The organism is Halalkalicoccus sp. NIPERK01 (genome assembly GCF_030287405.1).
Taxonomy (GTDB): Archaea; Halobacteriota; Halobacteria; order Halobacteriales; family Halalkalicoccaceae; genus Halalkalicoccus.
Map to the genome: position 1 here is coordinate 285,972 of NZ_JASVVV010000002.1, position 17,306 is coordinate 303,277.

The 17,306-nt window shown below is 66.8% G+C and carries 14 protein-coding genes; 12 read left to right on the forward strand and 2 right to left on the reverse strand.

The features are described 5' to 3' along the window. Positions 1–15 precede the first annotated feature (15 nt). Genes QRT08_RS07540 through QRT08_RS07550 form a run of 3 tightly spaced genes read left to right on the forward strand, consistent with a single transcriptional unit; the run spans position 16 to position 2,120 of the window. Positions 16–825 (forward strand): lipoate--protein ligase family protein, encoded by an 810-nt coding sequence (locus tag QRT08_RS07540; protein ID WP_286045322.1) that lies wholly within the window; start codon positions 16–18, stop codon positions 823–825. Positions 826–850: 25 nt separating this feature from the next. Further along, positions 851–1,273 (forward strand): DUF371 domain-containing protein, encoded by a 423-nt coding sequence (locus QRT08_RS07545; protein ID WP_286045323.1) that lies wholly within the window; start codon positions 851–853, stop codon positions 1,271–1,273. A gap of 37 nt (positions 1,274–1,310) precedes the next feature. Next, the gene (locus tag QRT08_RS07550) at positions 1,311–2,120 is read left to right on the forward strand and encodes an endonuclease III domain-containing protein (protein WP_286045324.1); all 810 of its coding nucleotides are present in this window, start codon (positions 1,311–1,313) and stop codon (positions 2,118–2,120) included. 5 nt (positions 2,121–2,125) lie between these two features. Here QRT08_RS07550 and QRT08_RS07555 read toward each other — a convergent pair whose 3' ends face one another. Both QRT08_RS07555 and QRT08_RS07560 read right to left on the reverse strand, forming a co-directional pair. Further along, positions 2,126–2,518 (reverse strand): disulfide bond formation protein B, encoded by a 393-nt coding sequence (locus QRT08_RS07555; RefSeq protein ID WP_286045325.1) that lies wholly within the window; start codon positions 2,516–2,518, stop codon positions 2,126–2,128. Between the two features lie 234 nt (positions 2,519–2,752). Beyond that, positions 2,753–4,669, reverse strand: a complete 1,917-nt coding sequence (locus tag QRT08_RS07560) for a beta-CASP ribonuclease aCPSF1 (protein WP_286045326.1) — start codon at positions 4,667–4,669, stop codon at positions 2,753–2,755. Between the two features lie 233 nt (positions 4,670–4,902). Here QRT08_RS07560 and QRT08_RS07565 point away from each other — a divergent pair, with 233 nt between their 5' ends. The 9 genes from QRT08_RS07565 (at position 4,903) to QRT08_RS07605 (ending at position 17,282) form a co-directional block, all read left to right on the forward strand. Continuing rightward, on the forward strand, positions 4,903–5,394 hold the full coding sequence (locus QRT08_RS07565; protein WP_286045327.1) for a DUF7984 family protein: 492 nt from the start codon (positions 4,903–4,905) through the stop codon (positions 5,392–5,394). A gap of 297 nt (positions 5,395–5,691) precedes the next feature. Continuing rightward, a complete protein-coding gene (locus QRT08_RS07570) occupies positions 5,692–6,696 on the forward strand; it encodes a DUF7282 domain-containing protein (RefSeq protein ID WP_286045328.1) in 1,005 nt (334 codons plus the stop codon). Positions 6,697–6,873: 177 nt separating this feature from the next. Further along, complete coding sequence (locus QRT08_RS07575; RefSeq protein ID WP_286045329.1) at positions 6,874–7,083, forward strand: hypothetical protein; 210 nt, start codon at positions 6,874–6,876, stop codon at positions 7,081–7,083. A 159-nt stretch (positions 7,084–7,242) separates the two neighbouring features. Then, a complete protein-coding gene (proS, locus tag QRT08_RS07580; RefSeq protein ID WP_286045330.1) occupies positions 7,243–8,700 on the forward strand; it encodes a proline--tRNA ligase in 1,458 nt (485 codons plus the stop codon). Between the two features lie 492 nt (positions 8,701–9,192). Beyond that, positions 9,193–13,749 carry a glutamate synthase large subunit gene (gltB, locus tag QRT08_RS07585; RefSeq protein ID WP_286045331.1) on the forward strand — a complete coding sequence of 1,519 codons (4,557 nt, stop codon included), beginning with the start codon at positions 9,193–9,195 and terminating at the stop codon, positions 13,747–13,749. Between the two features lie 72 nt (positions 13,750–13,821). Next, complete coding sequence (locus QRT08_RS07590; RefSeq protein ID WP_286045332.1) at positions 13,822–13,965, forward strand: hypothetical protein; 144 nt, start codon at positions 13,822–13,824, stop codon at positions 13,963–13,965. Continuing rightward, positions 13,955–15,661 carry a sodium/proline symporter gene (locus tag QRT08_RS07595; protein ID WP_286045333.1) on the forward strand — a complete coding sequence of 569 codons (1,707 nt, stop codon included), beginning with the start codon at positions 13,955–13,957 and terminating at the stop codon, positions 15,659–15,661. The genes QRT08_RS07590 and QRT08_RS07595 overlap by 11 nt, the downstream gene beginning before the upstream one ends. Continuing rightward, a complete protein-coding gene (locus QRT08_RS07600; protein ID WP_286045334.1) occupies positions 15,645–16,139 on the forward strand; it encodes a hypothetical protein in 495 nt (164 codons plus the stop codon). The genes QRT08_RS07595 and QRT08_RS07600 overlap by 17 nt, the downstream gene beginning before the upstream one ends. A 141-nt stretch (positions 16,140–16,280) precedes the next feature. Then, the gene (locus tag QRT08_RS07605) at positions 16,281–17,282 is read left to right on the forward strand and encodes a DMT family transporter (protein ID WP_286045335.1); all 1,002 of its coding nucleotides are present in this window, start codon (positions 16,281–16,283) and stop codon (positions 17,280–17,282) included. Positions 17,283–17,306 lie beyond the last annotated feature (24 nt).

The window sequence follows — 17,306 nt, forward strand, 5'->3', positions numbered from 1 at the left end:
GGGGATACGGGAGGTATGGAGCGTACGGATCGGGAGTGGCGGCTCGTCCGCGAGGAGTCACACGAGGGACCGACGAACATGGCGCTGGACGAGGTGGCGGCCGCGACCGCCGCGGCGGGCGGGCCGCGCACCCTGCGGGTGTATCGCTGGGAACCGAGCACCCTCTCATTGGGCTACCAGCAGGACCCCGCTACCGTGGACTGGGCGTTCTGCGAACGCGAGGAAATCTCGGTCACCCGGCGGCCGACCGGCGGCGGCGGCATCTATCACGACTCGTGGGGCGACATCTCCTACTCGATCGTCGCGCCCGCCGCGGAACTCCCGGGGAACCTGATGGAGAGCTACGAACTGCTGTGTGAGCCGATCCTCGACGCCTTCGACCGACTGGGAGTCGAGGCGGGGTTCGCCACGGAGTCCCAACCGGAGATCCACCGGCCCGCGTGCTACCTGCGGGAACTCCACCCGGCCCACGACGTGGTCGCGGGCGGGCGAAAGGTGAGCGGGAACGCCCAGTACCGGCGGAAGGACGCGGTGATCCAGCACGGCTCGATCACCTTCGAGTCGCTCCCCGAGCGCCACCTCTCCGTGTTCGCCGATCCCCGGACGAGTCCCGAGGAGTTCAGCGCGCGGGTGACGAGCCTGCGCGAACACGGGGTTGAGGACCGCAGAGAGGCGGTCGGGGCGTTCGAGGAATCCTTGAGAACGTGGGCCGACGCCGAGGAGGGAACGTGGACGGAGGAGGAACTCGCGGACGCCCGCGAGCGCGCCGACCGGAAGTTCGCGAGCGAGGCGTGGAATAGGGATGGAAAGAATCCGCTCGGCTGAAGGGGCGCGAGCGGGGAGAGGGGGCATGAAAGAGGTCGTCCGCGCGAGGGGTCACGAGAACGTCAGCGCCGAACACGCGAGCACCTTCGAGGTCACGACCGACGACTGGCTCACGCCCGCGGGCGACTGCATCCTCGCCGTGGAGGCGGATCGTTCGCCGGCCGATTTCGACCCGGCGTTCGTCGAGGCCTGTCGGAACGCGGGTTCGGAGATCACCGTCCGGTTCGAGGCCAACGGACACACGGAAACCGTGCGAGGACGTGGACATCCCGACCTCTCCTTCGGGAGCGAGCGCAGCATGGTGGGGCGGACCAGCGAGTACGTCGACGACCGAACGTTCGTCGTCAACGCGGGGAAGGCGGCGGCGGGATTCGACCGCGAACTGGTGGACGCGCTGGCCGACGGGGCGGAGGTGGTGGTGACGATAGAGGTCGAGCCCGCCGGGTAGACGACGGTTTTTGTACGCTGGCGCACCAGAAGCAGGTATGAGCGACGATTCGGAGCCCGCGGAGAACATCAGCGGCGGACCCTCGGGCGGCGGGATCGCGGCGGAGTTCGAGCCGAGCGAGGCAACGACCCGTGCGGAGGCCGTCGTCGACGTCCTCGGGGGGCTCTACTGGCGGAAGACCTACGGGGGACAGGACGCCTTCGAGTGTCTCGTGCGGACGATCCTGAGCCAGAACACGAGCGATACGGCGAGCCAGCCGGCCCACGACGCGCTGATGGACCGTTTCGGTGGAGGTGACCTCGTCGAGGCGCTCGCAGGGGCCCAGCGGAACGACCTCGCCGAGACGATCCAGTCGGCGGGGCTGTACAACCGGAAGTCGGAGGTGATGATCGCCGCCGCCGAGGAGATCCGCGAGGAGTTCGGTTCGGAGAGCCAGTTCGACGCGTTCGTGCGCGACGAGGATTCCGAGACGGTGCGCTCGCGCCTGCTCGAAATCGACGGCGTCGGACCCAAAACCGCGGACTGCGTGCTGCTCTTCTCGGGCGGACGTGGCGGCGTCTTCCCCGTCGACACGCACGTTCATCGGATCTACCGCCGGCTGGGGATCGCGCCGCCGAAGGCCGACCACGAGGGGGTCCGGGAGATCCTCGAAGGGGCGGTACCCGCCGAGAAGTGTGGCTTCGGCCACACGGCGAGCATCCAGTTCGGCCGGGAGTACTGCTCGGCGCGCAGGCCCGCGTGTCTGGACGGCCCGGAGGCCTGCCCGCTCTACGACCTCTGTGAACGGGTGGGCGTCGACGAGGTGAGCGAGACGGTCGTCGACCCGGCCGAGGTCGAATCGGGGTGAGCACGTCAGCGCCCGGCGATCACTGCGGCGATCACGAGGAGGAAGGCGAGAAGCGCCATGTTGGGGATCGAGAGGCCGAGGAGTTCGTACTGGATCGTCGTACAGCCGCCGCCGACGGTACACGTCCCCTCGCCGACCCGCTGGATGGCCGAGTGGTAGGCGGCGATCGTCGCGCCGGGGATCGCGAGCGCCAACGCGGTCGGGTAGATCCCGGGTCGGTTCTCGACCGCCGCGATCCCCACTACGGGGACCAGCGGGTACATGAAGATCCGCTGGTACCAGCACAGCTCGCAGGGAACGAGCCCGAGGACCTCGCTGAAGTAGAGGCTTCCCGCCGTGGCGACCGCCGCAACGAGGGTTCCGAGGGCGAGCCACTCGCGCGAGCCGAGTCTGCGCATTGGCCCCGCTTCGAGCCCAAGCGTGAGAACGGTTTCTGTTCGTCAGTTGAGGTTCGGTTGCGGTACGGACGCGGTGGCCGGCGCGAGTGCGGCCGCCACTCCCGGCGGCCGCACGAGCGAGGCGGGGAAGGGCAGGCGTCCCCGAAAGCGGTGCGCGATCGCGCACCGCGACTAGGCGGAGCCTGGTGGACATGCAAAGGGCGAGGCTGACCCGCCAGGGTCAGTCGAGGGCTTTCATTTGAAGCGGAACGTCTCGAGGTTCTTCGGGGCGAAGGTGCGCATGTTGTAGTTGTGATACAGCGCCGAGGAGAGGTCCTGTACCGAGCGCTCGTCGCCGTGGACACACAGCACCTTCTCGGGGCGGGGGTTCATCGTCTTGACGAAGTTCTCCAACCCCTGGCGATCCGCGTGGCCCGAGAAGCCGTCGACGGTTTCGACGTCGAGATTCAACTTGAGTCGGTTCGAGCGCCCGCGGTTGTCGTTCATCGAGATTTCGTCCCAGCCGTTCTGGATCCGACGGCCGAGCGTGCCCTGAGCCTGGTAGCCGACGAAGATCATGGTGTTGTCCGGATTGGGGCCGAGGTGTTCGAGCCAGGACATGATCGGGCCGCCGGTGACCATCCCCGAGGTCGAGAGGACGATACAGGGGTCGCCGTCGGCGACCTCCTGGCGTTCGTCCTCGCCGCGGTCGATGTGGTTGAAGTAGTCGGCGAGGAACGGGTTTTGGTCGTCGTGGAAGATCCGGTCGCGGACGTCGTCGTTGAGGTACTCGGGGTAGGTGGTGTGGATCGCGGTCGCCTCCCAGATCATCCCGTCCAGATGGATCGGCATCTCGGGAATCTTGCCCGTCCGCATCGCCTCCTCGAGGACGAGCATGATCTCCTGGGAGCGCCCGACGGCGAACGCGGGGATCACGATCTTCCCGCCCCGGTCGTGGGCCGCGTTGATCGTCTCGATGAGGTTGCGCTCGGAGTCCTCCTGATCGGTCTGGTAGTCGTTTCGTCCGCCGTAGGTGGATTCGAGCACGAGCGTCTCGACCCGGGGGAAGTCGTTGACCGCGCCGTTGAGCAGGCGCGTCTCGTCGTAGTGGATGTCCCCCGAGAACGCGACGTTGTACATCCCGTTGCCGATGTGGAAGTGACAGACCGCGCTGCCCAGAATGTGGCCCGCGTTGTGCATCGTGAGCTTCACGTCGGGCGCGATGTCGGTGACGTCGCCGTACTCGATCGGGATGGTGTGTTTGATCGTCTCGCGGACCATCTCCGAGGCGTAGGGCGGGGTCCGCCCCTCCTTCGCGGCGACGTCGAGGTAATCGAGTTGGAGCAGCCCCATCAGGTCCCGGGTGGGTTCGGTGGTGTAGATCGGCCCGTCGTAGCCGTACTTGAAGAGGAGGGGGAGGAGCGCCGAGTGGTCGAGGTGGGCGTGGGTCAGGACGACCGCGTCGATGGAGTTCGCCCCCGAACCGAGCGCCTCGGGCACCTGCAGATAGGGGACGTCCTCGGAGCCGGGTTTGTCCCCACAGTCGATGAGGATCCGGGTGTCGGCCGTCGAGAGGACGAAGGCGGCCCGCCCGACCTCCCGACAACAGCCCAGCGTACTGATGCGGACCCACTGCTCGTCCGAGAGCTGTTCGCGGTGGATTTGTCTGCCGACCCGTTCGAGGATGTCCCGGCGCTCGTCGCGCTCCTGTTTGAGGAAGTTCCGGACGTTCGAGACCGTCGGCGACTCGATCGGCGGGGTCCGGACCACCTCGGGCGTCCAGCCGACCTGCTTCGTGATCTCGCGCAGCGTCGAGCCGCGCCGCCCGATCACCATCCCCGGTTTCTGGGCCTCGATGACGACCTCGCCGGTGTCGGCGTGGAAGTCGAGGTCGGTGACGCCCGCGTCCTCCGGGATGACCGATCGGATCTGCTCGCGGGCCTTCTCGGGCGGCGCGAGCACGTCGGGATCCGGGCGGACGGTGATGCGTTTCCGGAGTTTGCTCGCCAGTCGACGGACGAGGTCGCCCTGCTGGGCGAACTTCTTGGGTTCGCGCGTGTAGACGACGAGTTCCGGCCCCTCGTAGGTCACATCGGAGACGGAGATATCGGCGGGGATTTCGTTCCTGATCGTTTCCAGTGCGTCGTCGAGTTTCTGATCTACCGTGCTCATAGGTGAGACTGGAGTCGCGGGCGCGTCGCCACGCCGGAGGTGCCCCGGTCAGCGACCCGGTCGCTCGCAACGAGCGGTCGGTTCCGACGTGGCATTGGAGACATCGTGAGTGGACGCGATACTGCTATACCAGTGGTGATACCGGTCTGGAACCCCGGACAGCGCCGAGGAAAACCCGCTTGTTCGACGGTATGACGCCGGGATTATAAAATCCCTTCGGCCGAAGGCACACCATGAAGCTCTCACCGACCGTCGTCACCGAGCAGTTCGACTGGATCCACGGCCGTCACTCGACCGTCGTCCCGCTGGTGAACTCGGTTCGCGGGGGCCTCGGGGACGCCTTCGGGGTCGACGTCGATCCGATCTCGGCCGCGGGGTACCACGACGCGATCGACGCGGTGGGCACGGAGGGCGACCTCGCGGTCAACGTCGCCGCGCTCGTGGCGGTCCTCCGCGACCTCGACGTCGAGGGCGACTACCCGGGGTTCGTCGTCGACGAACTCCTCGGCCGGGAACTCGCCGCGATGATCGCCGGCAACCAGCCCCTCCGGGTCCTCGCGGAGGCGACCTTCCACTACGCGGACGTCCACCACCACACCGGAGAGCGCGCCGGCGCGGACGACCTCGACGCGGCACTCGCCGCCGGTGTACAGACTCGACTGCCAGGTTGGGGGTGGACCGAGGCGGACAGCCCGTTCGATGTCGAGCCGTCGTCACGTCAGTAATCGCCGACGTCGAGACGAGCGGTAACGTGTTGGCGTAGTGTCCGACTCGGTCGAATCGTTCCGATTCCAGTCTGAATTCCGAATCGAGAAAACCCCCCGACGGGACGGCCGGAAAACCGAACCGGTTGCGCGCTCTGAACATGCGGTCGAACCGTCCGGTGTGACGTACCTGCCAACGCGTCTTCCAGTTCGGACTGAACGACCCAGAGACGAACTACAACGTCTCATACACGAACTATTTTCTTGGGCAGAATTATAGACCAATAGATACTTTTTGTGAACCGGCGCTCTCCAGGTGTGCGCCGAACTGACCACAACGTAACCGACGTATCACGACGGACCGTCATCCGGGCCGGAACGGCAGGCCTCCTCGCGTTCGGGGGGGTCGGCACCGCCGCTGCCGACGGAGAAGACGAGGAAGCGGGCGACGGGGAGGAACCGACCGCGGACGTCAGCTTCCCGGATCAGACGGTTGCCAACAACGAGGACGGGCCGACCGTGACGGTCGACCGCCTCGAGATGAACGAGGGCGGCTATCAGTCGATCCACCAGTACAGCCGCTTCCAGTTCGCCGAGGGGGAGGACCCCGACGACTACGACGTCCCGGTCCCCGACGAACTGGACAACCCGATCTGTGAGTCGCTGATCGGCATCACGGAGTACCTCGAACCCGGCGCCTACGAGGACCTCGAAGTGCCGCTGTTCCGGTCGGACTCGCCCGCCGTGGAACTCGGGGCGGCCGAGGTGGGACCGCTCGACGAGAGCCAGGTCATGATTGCCATCCCGCACCACAACACGACCGACGAGGACACGTTCAACTGTCCCGACGACCCCTCGACGCCGGACCTGTTCGAGTCGCCCGAGGACGTGGACGGCGCGTTCCAGAACGGCAGCCAGGACGTCGAGGACATCGGCGTCTCCCACGACCTCGCGACGGTGCTCGTCGAGACCGACGACGAGGACCAGAAGGAGGTCGCCGAGCGACAGAAGGAGTTGATCAGGGAGGGCGTCCTCGTCCCACAGCCGATCGGCCCCGATGGCGAGGACGAGGAGGATGCAGAAGAGGAGAACGAGGACGAAGAGCAGGAGGACGGGGGCGATGAGAACGGAAACGAGGAGGAACAGGACGGCGAGGACGGCAAAAAGGAGGACGAGGAGAAGAGCGAGGACGAAAACGAGCGAGAGGACGAAGACGAGAAGGACGATGACGAAGAGGACGGGGACGACAGCGGCGAAAACGACGAGGATCGGACGGACGACCGGGAAAAAGACGGGAAAGACGAGAGGGACGACGACGACTGATACCGTCGGCTGTACGTCGTTACGGATCCTCACCGCTACGGAGTGGGGAGGATCGTCACACGGTTACAGCCGACAGTATGAGCCCGCACGCGCCCCTCCACGCGTGACGGAGCGATCGCCCCGCTGGCGCGGCCCGTAGCGAGGGGTTGAAACCCGTCGGGGGTGTAGCGCCGGACGATGCGGAGGCTCCATGCGCTCGCGGTCGCGGGTGTCGTCGGCGTCCTCGCCCTGTCGGCGGCGATCCCCACGCTCGACCCGCGGGTGCCGTTCCCGCTGGTCGCCCTCTACAACCTCTGGTTGCTCGCGACCGTCGCGGTCCTCGTCGCGACGGTGATCCTCCTCTTCGTCCGGTTTTTTTCGCTGATCACGGGGGGACGGAGGAGATAGACGGAGGACGTTCGACACCCCGTCCACACCCGACACGCCGAGCATACGCGTGATGCCCGGCCGCAAACGGGCGGAGATGGATCGGGAGGCCGGACGGGGAACGAACGGTTCGGATCCGAATACCGCGGGTTTAAGCGAACCGTCGGGTACCAACGAAGTATGAGCAACGGTGAGCAGGAACTCGGCATCACCGAATCGAAAGAACACAGCCCCGGCGAGTGGTACGCCGAGGTCGTTCGCAAGGCGAAACTCGCCGATTACGCGCCGATGAGCGGCTTCATCGTCACCCGACCGCGGGGGTACGCGCTCTGGGAGGCGATCCAGTCCAACCTCGACGGCCGGTTCAAGGAGACGGGAGTGCAGAACGCGTACTTTCCCCTCTTTATCCCCGAGAGCTACCTCGAACGCGAGAAGGACGTCGTCGAGGGGTTCGACCCCGAGGTGGCGTGGGTCACGCAGGGGGGCCACGAGGAACTCGAGGAGCGCCTCGCCGTGCGCCCGACCAGCGAGTCGATCATCGCGCCGTTCCTGAGCCAGTGGGTCCGCAGCCACCGCGACTTACCCCTCAGAGTGAACCAGTGGTGTTCCGTGGTTCGGTGGGAGGCCACCGAGACCAAGCCCTTCTTCCGGACCAAGGAGTTCCTCTGGCAGGAGGGCCACACCGCCCACCGGGACCGCGAGGACGCCTGGGACGAGACGATGCTTCGGCTGGAGCAGTACGAGACGGTCTACGAGGAGGTGCTCGCCATCCCGGTGATGCGGGGACGAAAACCCGAACACGACAAGTTTCCCGGCGCCGATACCACTACCACTGTCGAGGCGCTCATGCCCGACGGCAAGTCGGTACAGGGTGCGACCTCCCACCACCTCGGCCGGTCGTTCGCCGAGGCGTTCGACATCACCTACGTCGACGAAGAGGAGGAGGAACGGGTCGCCCACACCACCTCGTGGGGGCTCTCGTGGCGCGCGCTCGGCGCGCTGATCATGACCCACTCGGACGACCAGGGGCTCGTCCTTCCCCCGACGGTCGCGCCCGAACAGGTCGTGGTCGTCCCGATCTGGCAGGAGGAGAACCGCGAGGAGGTCCTGGAGTACGGCGAGGGGATCGCCGCCGACCTCGAGGAGGCGGGACTCAGGGTGGAGTTCGACGACCGCGACGAGCGCAACCCCGGCTTCAAGTTCAACGAGTGGGAGCTCCTGGGAACGCCCCTCAGACTGGAGATCGGCCCGAACGAGGTCGAGGACGGGGAAGTGACGGCGGTCCACCGACCGGACGGCGAGAAGACGGTCGAGGGACGCCAGGGGATCGTCGAGACGGTGGAGGAACACCTCGACACCGTCTACGCGAAACTGTACGCGGCCGCCGAGGAGACCTTAGAGGAGAACGTCCGGGACGCCGGGAGTCGCGAGGAGATCCTCGGGACGATCGGCCGTTTTGGAGGGTACGTCCGCGCGCCGTGGTGCGGCGAGGAGGCCTGCGAGACGGCGATCAAAGAGGAGATCGCCGCCGAGATCGTGATGGTCCCGCTGGAGAAGGCGTCGGACGACGCGGGCGACGAATGTGCGGTCTGTGGCGAGAAAGCCGTCGAAACGGCCTACTTCGCGAAGTCGTACTGATACCGTCGGTCATACCGACATCGACCGCTGGCAGGGCGGAATCACTCGCACTGTGCCCCGTCACAGGGGCACGCGCCGTTGAATATTCCATGACCGACCGTATGAACGCCGCGGCGTCCCGTCGGATCGAACCCCGGGTTATACGACATACTATCACATAAAGAGCGACACGATCGAGGACGCCGCCGATCGCGCCCGACGCGCCGGGATCGGCGCGGCGAGCGACGGGGACCGAAGCGGTGAGCGACGGGGACCGAAGCGGTGAGCGACGGGGACCGAAGCGGTGAGCGACGGGGACCGAAGCGGTGAGAGCGATGAACGCCCGATTGTTGGGATGAAACACCACGAAATCGATCGAAATTCCCGCCGATGGCGAACGAATGTTAATACGTCCCGGTTGTTCATGAGTGACATAAGGATCATAATATGACATTAACACACCCTTAGTCCTTCAGGGGTACGTTGATAAGGGAGAGAGACGCCCGTGGCTGTATGACCAACCACGCTAGCGGGACGACTACCCAACGAGGGCTTGCGGACCCGACCGACGAGCGATCGAACTGCGGGGTCGGCGTCGTGATGGACCTCGACGGGGGGGCGAGCAACGGGGTCGTACGCGAGGGGCTCGAACTGCTCACCAACCTCGAACACCGGGGGACCACGGGTGCGGAGGAGAACACCGGCGACGGGGCGGGCGTGTTGCTCCAGCGCCCCGACGGATTCTTCGAGGGCGTTCTCGACTGCGACCTGCCCGAGACCTACGCGGTCGGCTCGCTGTTCTTCCCGCAGGAACCCGACGCCCGCGAGGCGCTGCAGGATCTGGTAGTAGAGACGCTCGCAGAACACGATCTGGAGGTGTTCGCGTGGCGGGACGTCCCGACGGACAACGGCGAGATCGGCCGGACGGCGCTGGATTCCGAACCCGACGTCCGGCAGTGTTTCGTCGAACCACGAGGCCTCTCGACCGGGGAGTTCGACCGCGCGCTCTACGTCGGGCGACGGGCGCTGGAAAACCGGGTCAAAGAGGCGGCAAACGAGGAGTGGAGCCGGTTCTACGTCTGCTCGCTGGACCGCAAAACGGTCGTCTACAAGGGGCTGTTGAAGGGCGAGCAGGTCCCCGCCTACTACCCCGACCTGACGGACGAGCGGGTGAAATCCACCTTCGTGATGGTCCACGAACGGTTCTCGACGAACACGCTGGGCGCGTGGCACCTCGCACACCCCTACCGGAACGTCATCCACAACGGCGAGATCAACACGATCCAGGGCAACATCAACTGGATGCGCGCCCGCGAGACGGATATCGCACACGCCGAGTTGGACACCGAGACGATCAAGCCGATCATCGACGACCTCGAACAGTCCGACACCGCGAGCGTGGACAACGCGCTGGAACTCCTGTTGCAGGGCGGCCGGGACCTGCCCCACGCGCTGCGAATGCTCATTCCAGAGGCGTGGCGCGACGAGGCCAACGACCTCCCCGAGGACCGAAAGGCGTGGTACGACTTTCACGCCAATCTGATCGAGCCGTGGGACGGCCCCGCGCTGGTCGCGGCGACGGACGGCGACCGGGTCGGCGCGGTGCTCGACCGCAACGGCTTCCGGCCGTGTCGCTACGACATCACTACTGATAACACGCTGATCATGGCGAGCGAGGCCGGCGCGGTCGACAAGGATCCGAGCGAGATCGAGGAACGCGGTCGGCTCCAGCCCGGCCAGCTGTTCCTCGCGGATCCAGAGGAGGGACGGGTCATCCCCGACGCGGAGGTCTTCGACGGGTTGATCGACGAGAAGTACGGCGAGTGGGTCACCGAGAACCAGGTGAACGTCAACGACCTCGCCGACGACCTGACGAACCAGGGCTCGACCGACGAACGGCCCCGTCCGGACGACCTCTCGCTCGCAGAACTCGACGACGACCTGCGGAGCCTGCAGGCCGCCTTCGGCTACACCCACGACGAACTCGACAACCTGCTCGAACCGATGGCGAAGCGGGGCAAGGACCCCATCGGGTCGATGGGCGACGACACCCCCCTGTCGGTCCTCTCCGATTTCAATCGGCCGCTGTTCTCGTACTTCAAGCAGCTGTTCGCGCAGGTGACGAACCCGCCGCTGGATTACATCCGCGAGGAGCTGGTCACCTCGATGGAGAGCCGGCTGGGCTTCCAGCGCAACCTCCTCGACGAGTCGCCCGAACACGCCCGCCAGCTCGTGGCGGACTCGCCGATCCTCTCGGACCGCCAGACCGCCGAGGTCAAGGCCCTCGACCGCGACGGGCTCTCCTCGAGCGTGGTCGACATCACATACGACCCCGAGACGGACTTAGAGAGCGCGGTCGAGAGGGTACGAGGAGAAGCCGTCGAGGCGATCGAAGCCGGTGCGGAGATAATCGTGCTCTCGGATCGGTCGACGGGTCCCGACCGGGTGGCGATCCCGAGCCTCTTGACGACCGGCGCGGTCCATCACCACCTCGTGCGAAACGGGCTTCGCAACCACGCCGGCCTCGTCGTCGAATCGGCCGATCCCCGTACCGTACATCAGGTCGCGACGCTCGTGGGCTACGGCGCGGGCGCAGTCAACCCCTACCTCGCCTACCGGACCATCTCCGACCTCGTCGCGGGGCCGGACGGCGCGAACGAGGCCGACGCGATCGCGGGCTACATCGGCGCCCTAGAGGACGGCCTGCTGAAGGTGATGTCGAAGATGGGGATCTCAACGGTCGAGAGCTACCAGGGCGCTCAGATCTTCGAGGCGGTCGGGTTGGACTCCGATTTCGTCGCCGAGTACTTCGAGGGAACCGAGGCGCGCACGGAGGGGATCGGCATCGAGGAGATCGAGGAGGACCTGCTCGCACGCCACGCGGTGGGCTTCGGCGACGATCCCGACATCGAGCGCCAGGGCGAGTTCGAGAACAGATCAGGAGGAATTCACCACCAGTGGAACCCCGAGACGGTGGGAATCCTCCAGCAGGCGGTGCGGGCGGGCGACTACGAGCGGTACCGGGAGTTCGCCGAACTCATCAACGACCAGGGCGAGGAGCTCCAGACGCTGCGCGGGCTACTCGAGTTCGACTCCGAAGGGAGGGAGTCGATCCCGATCGAGGAGGTCGAACCCGTTGAGGAGATCGTCAAACGGTTCTCGACGGCGGCGATGAGCCTCGGGAGCCTTTCCCCCGAAGCCCACGAGAACAACTCGATCGCGATGAACCGCATCGGCGGGAAGTCCAACACCGGCGAGGGCGGCGAACCGCCGGAACGCTTCGGCACCGAGAGGGAGTGCAACGTCAAACAGGTCGCCTCGGGCCGGTTCGGCGTCACCAGCGAGTACCTCTCCAGCGCCGACGAGCTTCAGATCAAGATGGCCCAAGGGAGTAAACCGGGCGAGGGCGGGCACCTCCCCGGCGAGAAGGTAAACGAGATGATCGCGCACGTCCGGTACGCGACCCCCGGCGTCGGCCTCATCTCGCCGCCGCCGCTGCACGACATCTACTCGATCGAGGACCTCAAACAGCTGATCCACGACCTCAAAGCGGCGAACCCCGAGGCCGACATCAACGTCAAACTCGTCTCCGAGGCCGGGATCGGCACCATCGCGGCCGGCGTCGCGAAGGCGAACGCCGACGTCGTCCACATCTCGGGCCACTCCGGTGGGACCGGTGCGTCCCCCAGAACCTCGATCAAGCACGCCGGCCTGCCGTGGGAACTCGGGCTCGCGGAGGCCAATCAGATGCTCCACGCCACCGGCCTGCGGTCGCGGATCCGCGTCACGGCCGACGGCGGGATGAAGACCGGACGGGACGTCGCGGTCGCCGCCCTGCTCGGTGCCGAGGAGTACGTCTTCGGGACCGCCTCGCTCGTCACCTCGGGCTGCGTGATGGCCCGGCAGTGTCACAACAACACCTGTCCCGTGGGCGTCGCCACGCAAGCGATGAAGCTGCGCGAGCGGTTCCCCGGCGAGCCCGAGCACGTCATCAACTACATGACGTTCATCGCCGAGGAGCTGCGCGAGATCATGGCCGAACTGGGCTTCGAGACGGTCGAGGAGATGATCGGGCAGGTCGAGTGTCTCAGACAGCGCGAGGACGTCACCCAGCCCAAGGCCAAGAAGCTCGACCTTTCGACCGTTCTCGCCCCGCTCGCGGGCGACGAGCACACCAAGACGAGGGAACAGACTCACGAGATCGACGAGCAGCTCGATCATACGCTGATCGAGGAGGCCGAACCCGCGCTCGCCGACGAGGAACCCGTCGCGATCGAGACCGAGATCTCGAACGTCGACCGCGCGGTCGGCGCGATGCTCTCGAACCGCGTTTCGAGAGCATACGGGGGTGAGGGGCTCGCGGACGACACGATCTCGGTCGGGCTCTCGGGCACCGCGGGCCAGAGCTTCGGGGCGTTTCTCGCGCCGGGGGTCTCGATGCACCTGACGGGCACCGCGAACGACTACGTCGGCAAGGGGCTCTCGGGCGGGAAAATCGTCGTCCGGACCCCGGAGAACGCGGGATACACCGCGGAGGAGAACATCGCGATCGGCAACGTCGCGCTCTACGGCGCGACGAGCGGCGAACTCTACGTCAACGGCCAGGCCGGCGAGCGCTTCGGCGTCCGAAATTCGGGCGTGAAAGCGGTCGTCGAGGGCGTCGGCGACCACGGCTGTGAGTACATGACCGGCGGCGTCGTCGCCGTCCTCGGGGAGACGGGCAAGAACTTCGCCGCCGGGATGAGCGGCGGGGTCGCCTACGTGCTGGACGAACCCGGTGACTTCGCGGAGCGAGCGAACACCGGCATGGTGACGCTCTCACGCGAGCTCTCCGAGCGCGACGAACGCATGCTCCGGCGGCTGATCGAGAACCACGCGGCCTACACCGACAGCGAGCGCGCCCAGGAGATCCTCGAGGAGTGGGACGAGTACAGAGAGCGGTTCGTCAAGGTCATGCCCGACGCCTACAACGAGGTCCTAAAGCAGGGCGCGGAGGACGTTCGAGACGCCCCGCCCGCCCGCCCGGAGGCGGTCGGCACCGTCGCGACCGGCGGCGTCAGCGCCGATTGATCGCCCACGGCCGTCGGTTCCGGCCAACGAACGACCGGAGGGTATAAATTCACGACCTGACATGGGTGGTACATGCCACCACTGAGCGCACTCGACTGGATCGGGCTGGTCGTCCCGTTCGTCGTGTTCTTCGTCATGCTGATCGTCTACTACGTCTGGGAGGGTCGCCGCGAACGTCGGTTACGCCGGGAGTACGAGGTCGAGAATGCCGAGTGAGCTGTTCCTCCAGACGGGCGGGATCGCCGGCGGGGCCGGCGTCTGGGTGCTCGCCACCTTCGGGGCCTATCTCTTCGTCCTCATCGGGATCGGGCTGTACGCCTCGGGGTTGACCGACTCGGTCGGCGACTACGTCATCGGCGGCCGGCAGGTCGGGCCGGTGGTGACGGGCTTTTCCGAACGCGCCTCCGAGATGAGCGGCTGGCTCACGCTGGGGGTTCCCGGCGACGCCTACAACACCGGGATCATGGCCTTCTACAACGGACTGGGGATGATCCCCGCGGACCTCTTCGCGTGGGCGGGGATCGCAAAGCGCCTCCGGAAGTACACCGAGATCGTCCGGGCGGTGACGCTGCCGACGTTCTTCGAGACGCGCTTGCAGGACGATTCAGGACTCGTCAAGGCCACCTCGGCGGTCGTGCTGTTGATCTTCGAGGGCGGGTACGTCGGCGCGCAGATCGTCGCCGCGGGCGTCCTCCTCGAAGTCCTCACCGGTGTCGATCCGTGGATCGGCATCGTCGTCGGCGGGGTCATCGTCGTCGGCTACACGATGCTCGGGGGCTACTTCGCGGTCGCGTGGTCGGACTACTTCCAGGGCGCGATCATCCTCGCGGCGTTCATCGCGCTGCCGGTCGTCGCCGTCAGCACCTACGGGCTGCCGTTCGAGGAGGTGGCCGCCGCCGGCGGCGACTCGTTCGTCAGCATCACGGCCGGCGCGACCGGGTGGGCGGCGCTGTTCGGGATCATCAGCTACGCCGCGATCGGGCTGGGCGTCCCCGGCAACCCCCACGTGATGGTGCGGTTCATGGGGATCGACCGCGTGAAGAACATCCGACTGGCGGCCGTGGTCGCCCAGCTGTTCATGTTCGTCGCCTACATCGGCGCCGCGTTCGTCGGCCTGTACGCGCTCGCGGTCTTCGGGGGCGGGGTCACCGGGGACAACGTGATGCCCCAGCTCACCCTCGAACTCTTCCCCGGCGTGCTCGCGGGGATCGTGCTGGCGGCGGCGCTGGCGGCGATGATGTCGAGCGCCGATTCACAGCTCCTGGTCGCGACCAGCGCCGTCGTCGAGGACGTCTATCACGGCTTCCTCGATCGCGAGGCGACCGAGGCCCAGTTGGTGCGATACTCCCGGATCACGACGCTCGCGCTCGGCGGGGCGAGCATCGCCTTCGCGTTCCTCGCCCAGGACACGCCCGTCTACACGCTGGTGCTCGATTACGCCTGGGGCGGGCTGGGCGCGGCGATCGGCCCGACGCTGATCGCGGCGCTGTGGTGGAAGGGGCTCACCGCCGAGGGCTCGGTCGCGAGCATGGTCGTCGGCACCGTCACGATGATCCTCTGGACCCAGCTCTCGACGATACTCGAAGCGCTGGGCGCCATGCCGGCCGAGTCCTCGGCGTTCCTCTACGGGTTGGTCACCGTCTACGGACTGTTCCCGGCGTTCGTGCTCTCGACGCTGACGCTGATCGGCGTCTCGCTGTCCACGAGACCGCCCGAGGGCGTCGACGAACAGTTCGAGGTCTTCGACAAGCCGCTGTCGGCGGTCACCGCCGGGGGGAGGGCCGGCGGCACCCCGGACTACGTGACCGACGGCGGCACGCGGGAGAAGGCCGTCACGGAGGCCGACGTCGTCCGTGCACACGTCCGGGCATCGGGCTACTGGGACGAGCACGACGATGAACGAGACGACTGACCGGCTCGTCGGCCGGCGCCACGAGCGCGCCGACCTGTCGGTGATCCCGCCGTCGGTCGCCCGCGAGGAGGTCGACTCGAACGGGGCCGTCGGCGCGATCGCCTATCCCCATCGGATCTACGAGGTGTCGGTCGCGATCCCCCGGCGATTCCTCGGCGATCGCCTCGAAGAGTACGTCGTGAGCGTCGATCTCGCCCGTCGGCTCGCAGTCCGGGCCGACACCGTCCCCGAAACCGACACGCGGACCGTCAGGGACGTGCTGGTCGTCCCCGCGGAGCTCTCGGCCGAGCAGGCCGACGAGAAGGTCCGCGAGGCGGTGTTCGGGTGGTGTCTGCGTCGGTTCACGATGGGCGCGCCGCCCGAGATAGCGATCAACGGCGTCGTCGACGTCCACAAGCTGTTCTGGCTCGCCGCCCGCCCCGAGGGTGACGCCATCGTCGACAGCGTCCGGGGTTCCGCCGAGCCGCTCGTCGAGTGACGGAATCCGCGTGAACAATTACTATACTAATCCTGACTAGATACCGCCGTGGGACCGCGTCATACGGTAGCACTTCTTCGGCAAGATTCATAACTACAAGCGTTCTACGCCGGGTATACAGGAGTACCCGAGAGAAGCGAAATGAAATCTGTAAATATATCAAAATTCAAAAATATTGGCCTGTTCGCGCTGCTCGCGGTCGTGTGGGGGATGTCGTATCCCGCGATCAACGTCGGGCTCGAATCGTTGCCGCCAGTGCTCTTCGCGGCGGTGCGATACGACATCGCGGCGCTGTTGCTGTTCGGATACGTCGCCGTCACCCGGACGGCGTGGCGCCCGACGACGTACGACGACTGGACGCTGATCCTCGTCGGAGGCGTGTTGCTCGTGGGCGCGCACTTCGCGCTGTTGTTCTCGGGCCAGCAGTACGTCACCGGCGGGGTCGCCTCGATCGTCCTGAGCCTGACGCCGGTGATGACGCCCGTGTTCGCCATCGCGCTCCTGCCCGACGAGCGCCTCGGCGTCATGGGCGTTCTCGGGCTGGCGTTCGGGCTGCTCGGCGTGGGGATCATCGCCCAGCCCGGCCCGGAGGCGCTCGCGGGCGGCCAGCTCTACGGCGTGGCTCTGCTCGTCGCGAGCGCGATGAGCTTCGCGCTCGGGGCGGTGCTCACCGTTCGGATGCGGACGACGCTGCCGATGCTCCCGCTGCAGGCGTGGATGATGACCGTCGGGGCGCTCTTCTTGCACCTGACGAGCGCCGTTCACCCCGGCGAGACGCTCGCCGACGCGGCGTGGACGCCCGAGGCGCTCGCGGCCGTCGCCTTCCTCGCGGTGTTCGCGAGCGCGGTCGGCTACCTCGCGTACTTCGACCTGCAGGAGCGCGTCGGCCCCATCGAGACCAGCCTCGTCAACTACGCGACCCCCGTGGTGGCGACGACCAGCGGCTGGGCGCTTCTGGGCGAGCCGGTGACCGACGCGACGATACTCGGCTTCGCGACCATCGCCTTCGGCTTCTGGCTGTGTAAGTGGTCGGCGTTCACGTGGAAGGTCTCGGGACTGGCCGACCGCGTGCGCCACCGCCGGGCGTTTCGCTCGCCCGATCTGGTGGTCGTCGGCGGCAACGTCTACTACCGTTGCCGGTAATCACGATCGGGCATCGGTTTTTCG

Excerpts from the sequence above, each read along its gene's own strand:
- QRT08_RS07540 (WP_286045322.1), top strand. The coding sequence starts at position 16 with ATGGAGCGTACGGATCGGGAGTGGCGGCTCGTCCGCGAGGAGTCACAC.
- QRT08_RS07545 (WP_286045323.1), top strand. The coding sequence starts at position 851 with ATGAAAGAGGTCGTCCGCGCGAGGGGTCACGAGAACGTCAGCGCCGAA.
- QRT08_RS07550 (WP_286045324.1), top strand. The coding sequence starts at position 1,311 with ATGAGCGACGATTCGGAGCCCGCGGAGAACATCAGCGGCGGACCCTCG.
- QRT08_RS07555 (WP_286045325.1), bottom strand. The coding sequence starts at position 2,518 with ATGCGCAGACTCGGCTCGCGCGAGTGGCTCGCCCTCGGAACCCTCGTT.
- QRT08_RS07560 (WP_286045326.1), bottom strand. The coding sequence starts at position 4,669 with ATGAGCACGGTAGATCAGAAACTCGACGACGCACTGGAAACGATCAGG.
- QRT08_RS07565 (WP_286045327.1), top strand. The coding sequence starts at position 4,903 with ATGAAGCTCTCACCGACCGTCGTCACCGAGCAGTTCGACTGGATCCAC.
- QRT08_RS07575 (WP_286045329.1), top strand. The coding sequence starts at position 6,874 with ATGCGGAGGCTCCATGCGCTCGCGGTCGCGGGTGTCGTCGGCGTCCTC.
- proS (WP_286045330.1), top strand. The coding sequence starts at position 7,243 with ATGAGCAACGGTGAGCAGGAACTCGGCATCACCGAATCGAAAGAACAC.
- gltB (WP_286045331.1), top strand. The coding sequence starts at position 9,193 with ATGACCAACCACGCTAGCGGGACGACTACCCAACGAGGGCTTGCGGAC.
- QRT08_RS07590 (WP_286045332.1), top strand. The coding sequence starts at position 13,822 with ATGCCACCACTGAGCGCACTCGACTGGATCGGGCTGGTCGTCCCGTTC.
- QRT08_RS07595 (WP_286045333.1), top strand. The coding sequence starts at position 13,955 with ATGCCGAGTGAGCTGTTCCTCCAGACGGGCGGGATCGCCGGCGGGGCC.
- QRT08_RS07600 (WP_286045334.1), top strand. The coding sequence starts at position 15,645 with ATGAACGAGACGACTGACCGGCTCGTCGGCCGGCGCCACGAGCGCGCC.
- QRT08_RS07605 (WP_286045335.1), top strand. The coding sequence starts at position 16,281 with ATGAAATCTGTAAATATATCAAAATTCAAAAATATTGGCCTGTTCGCG.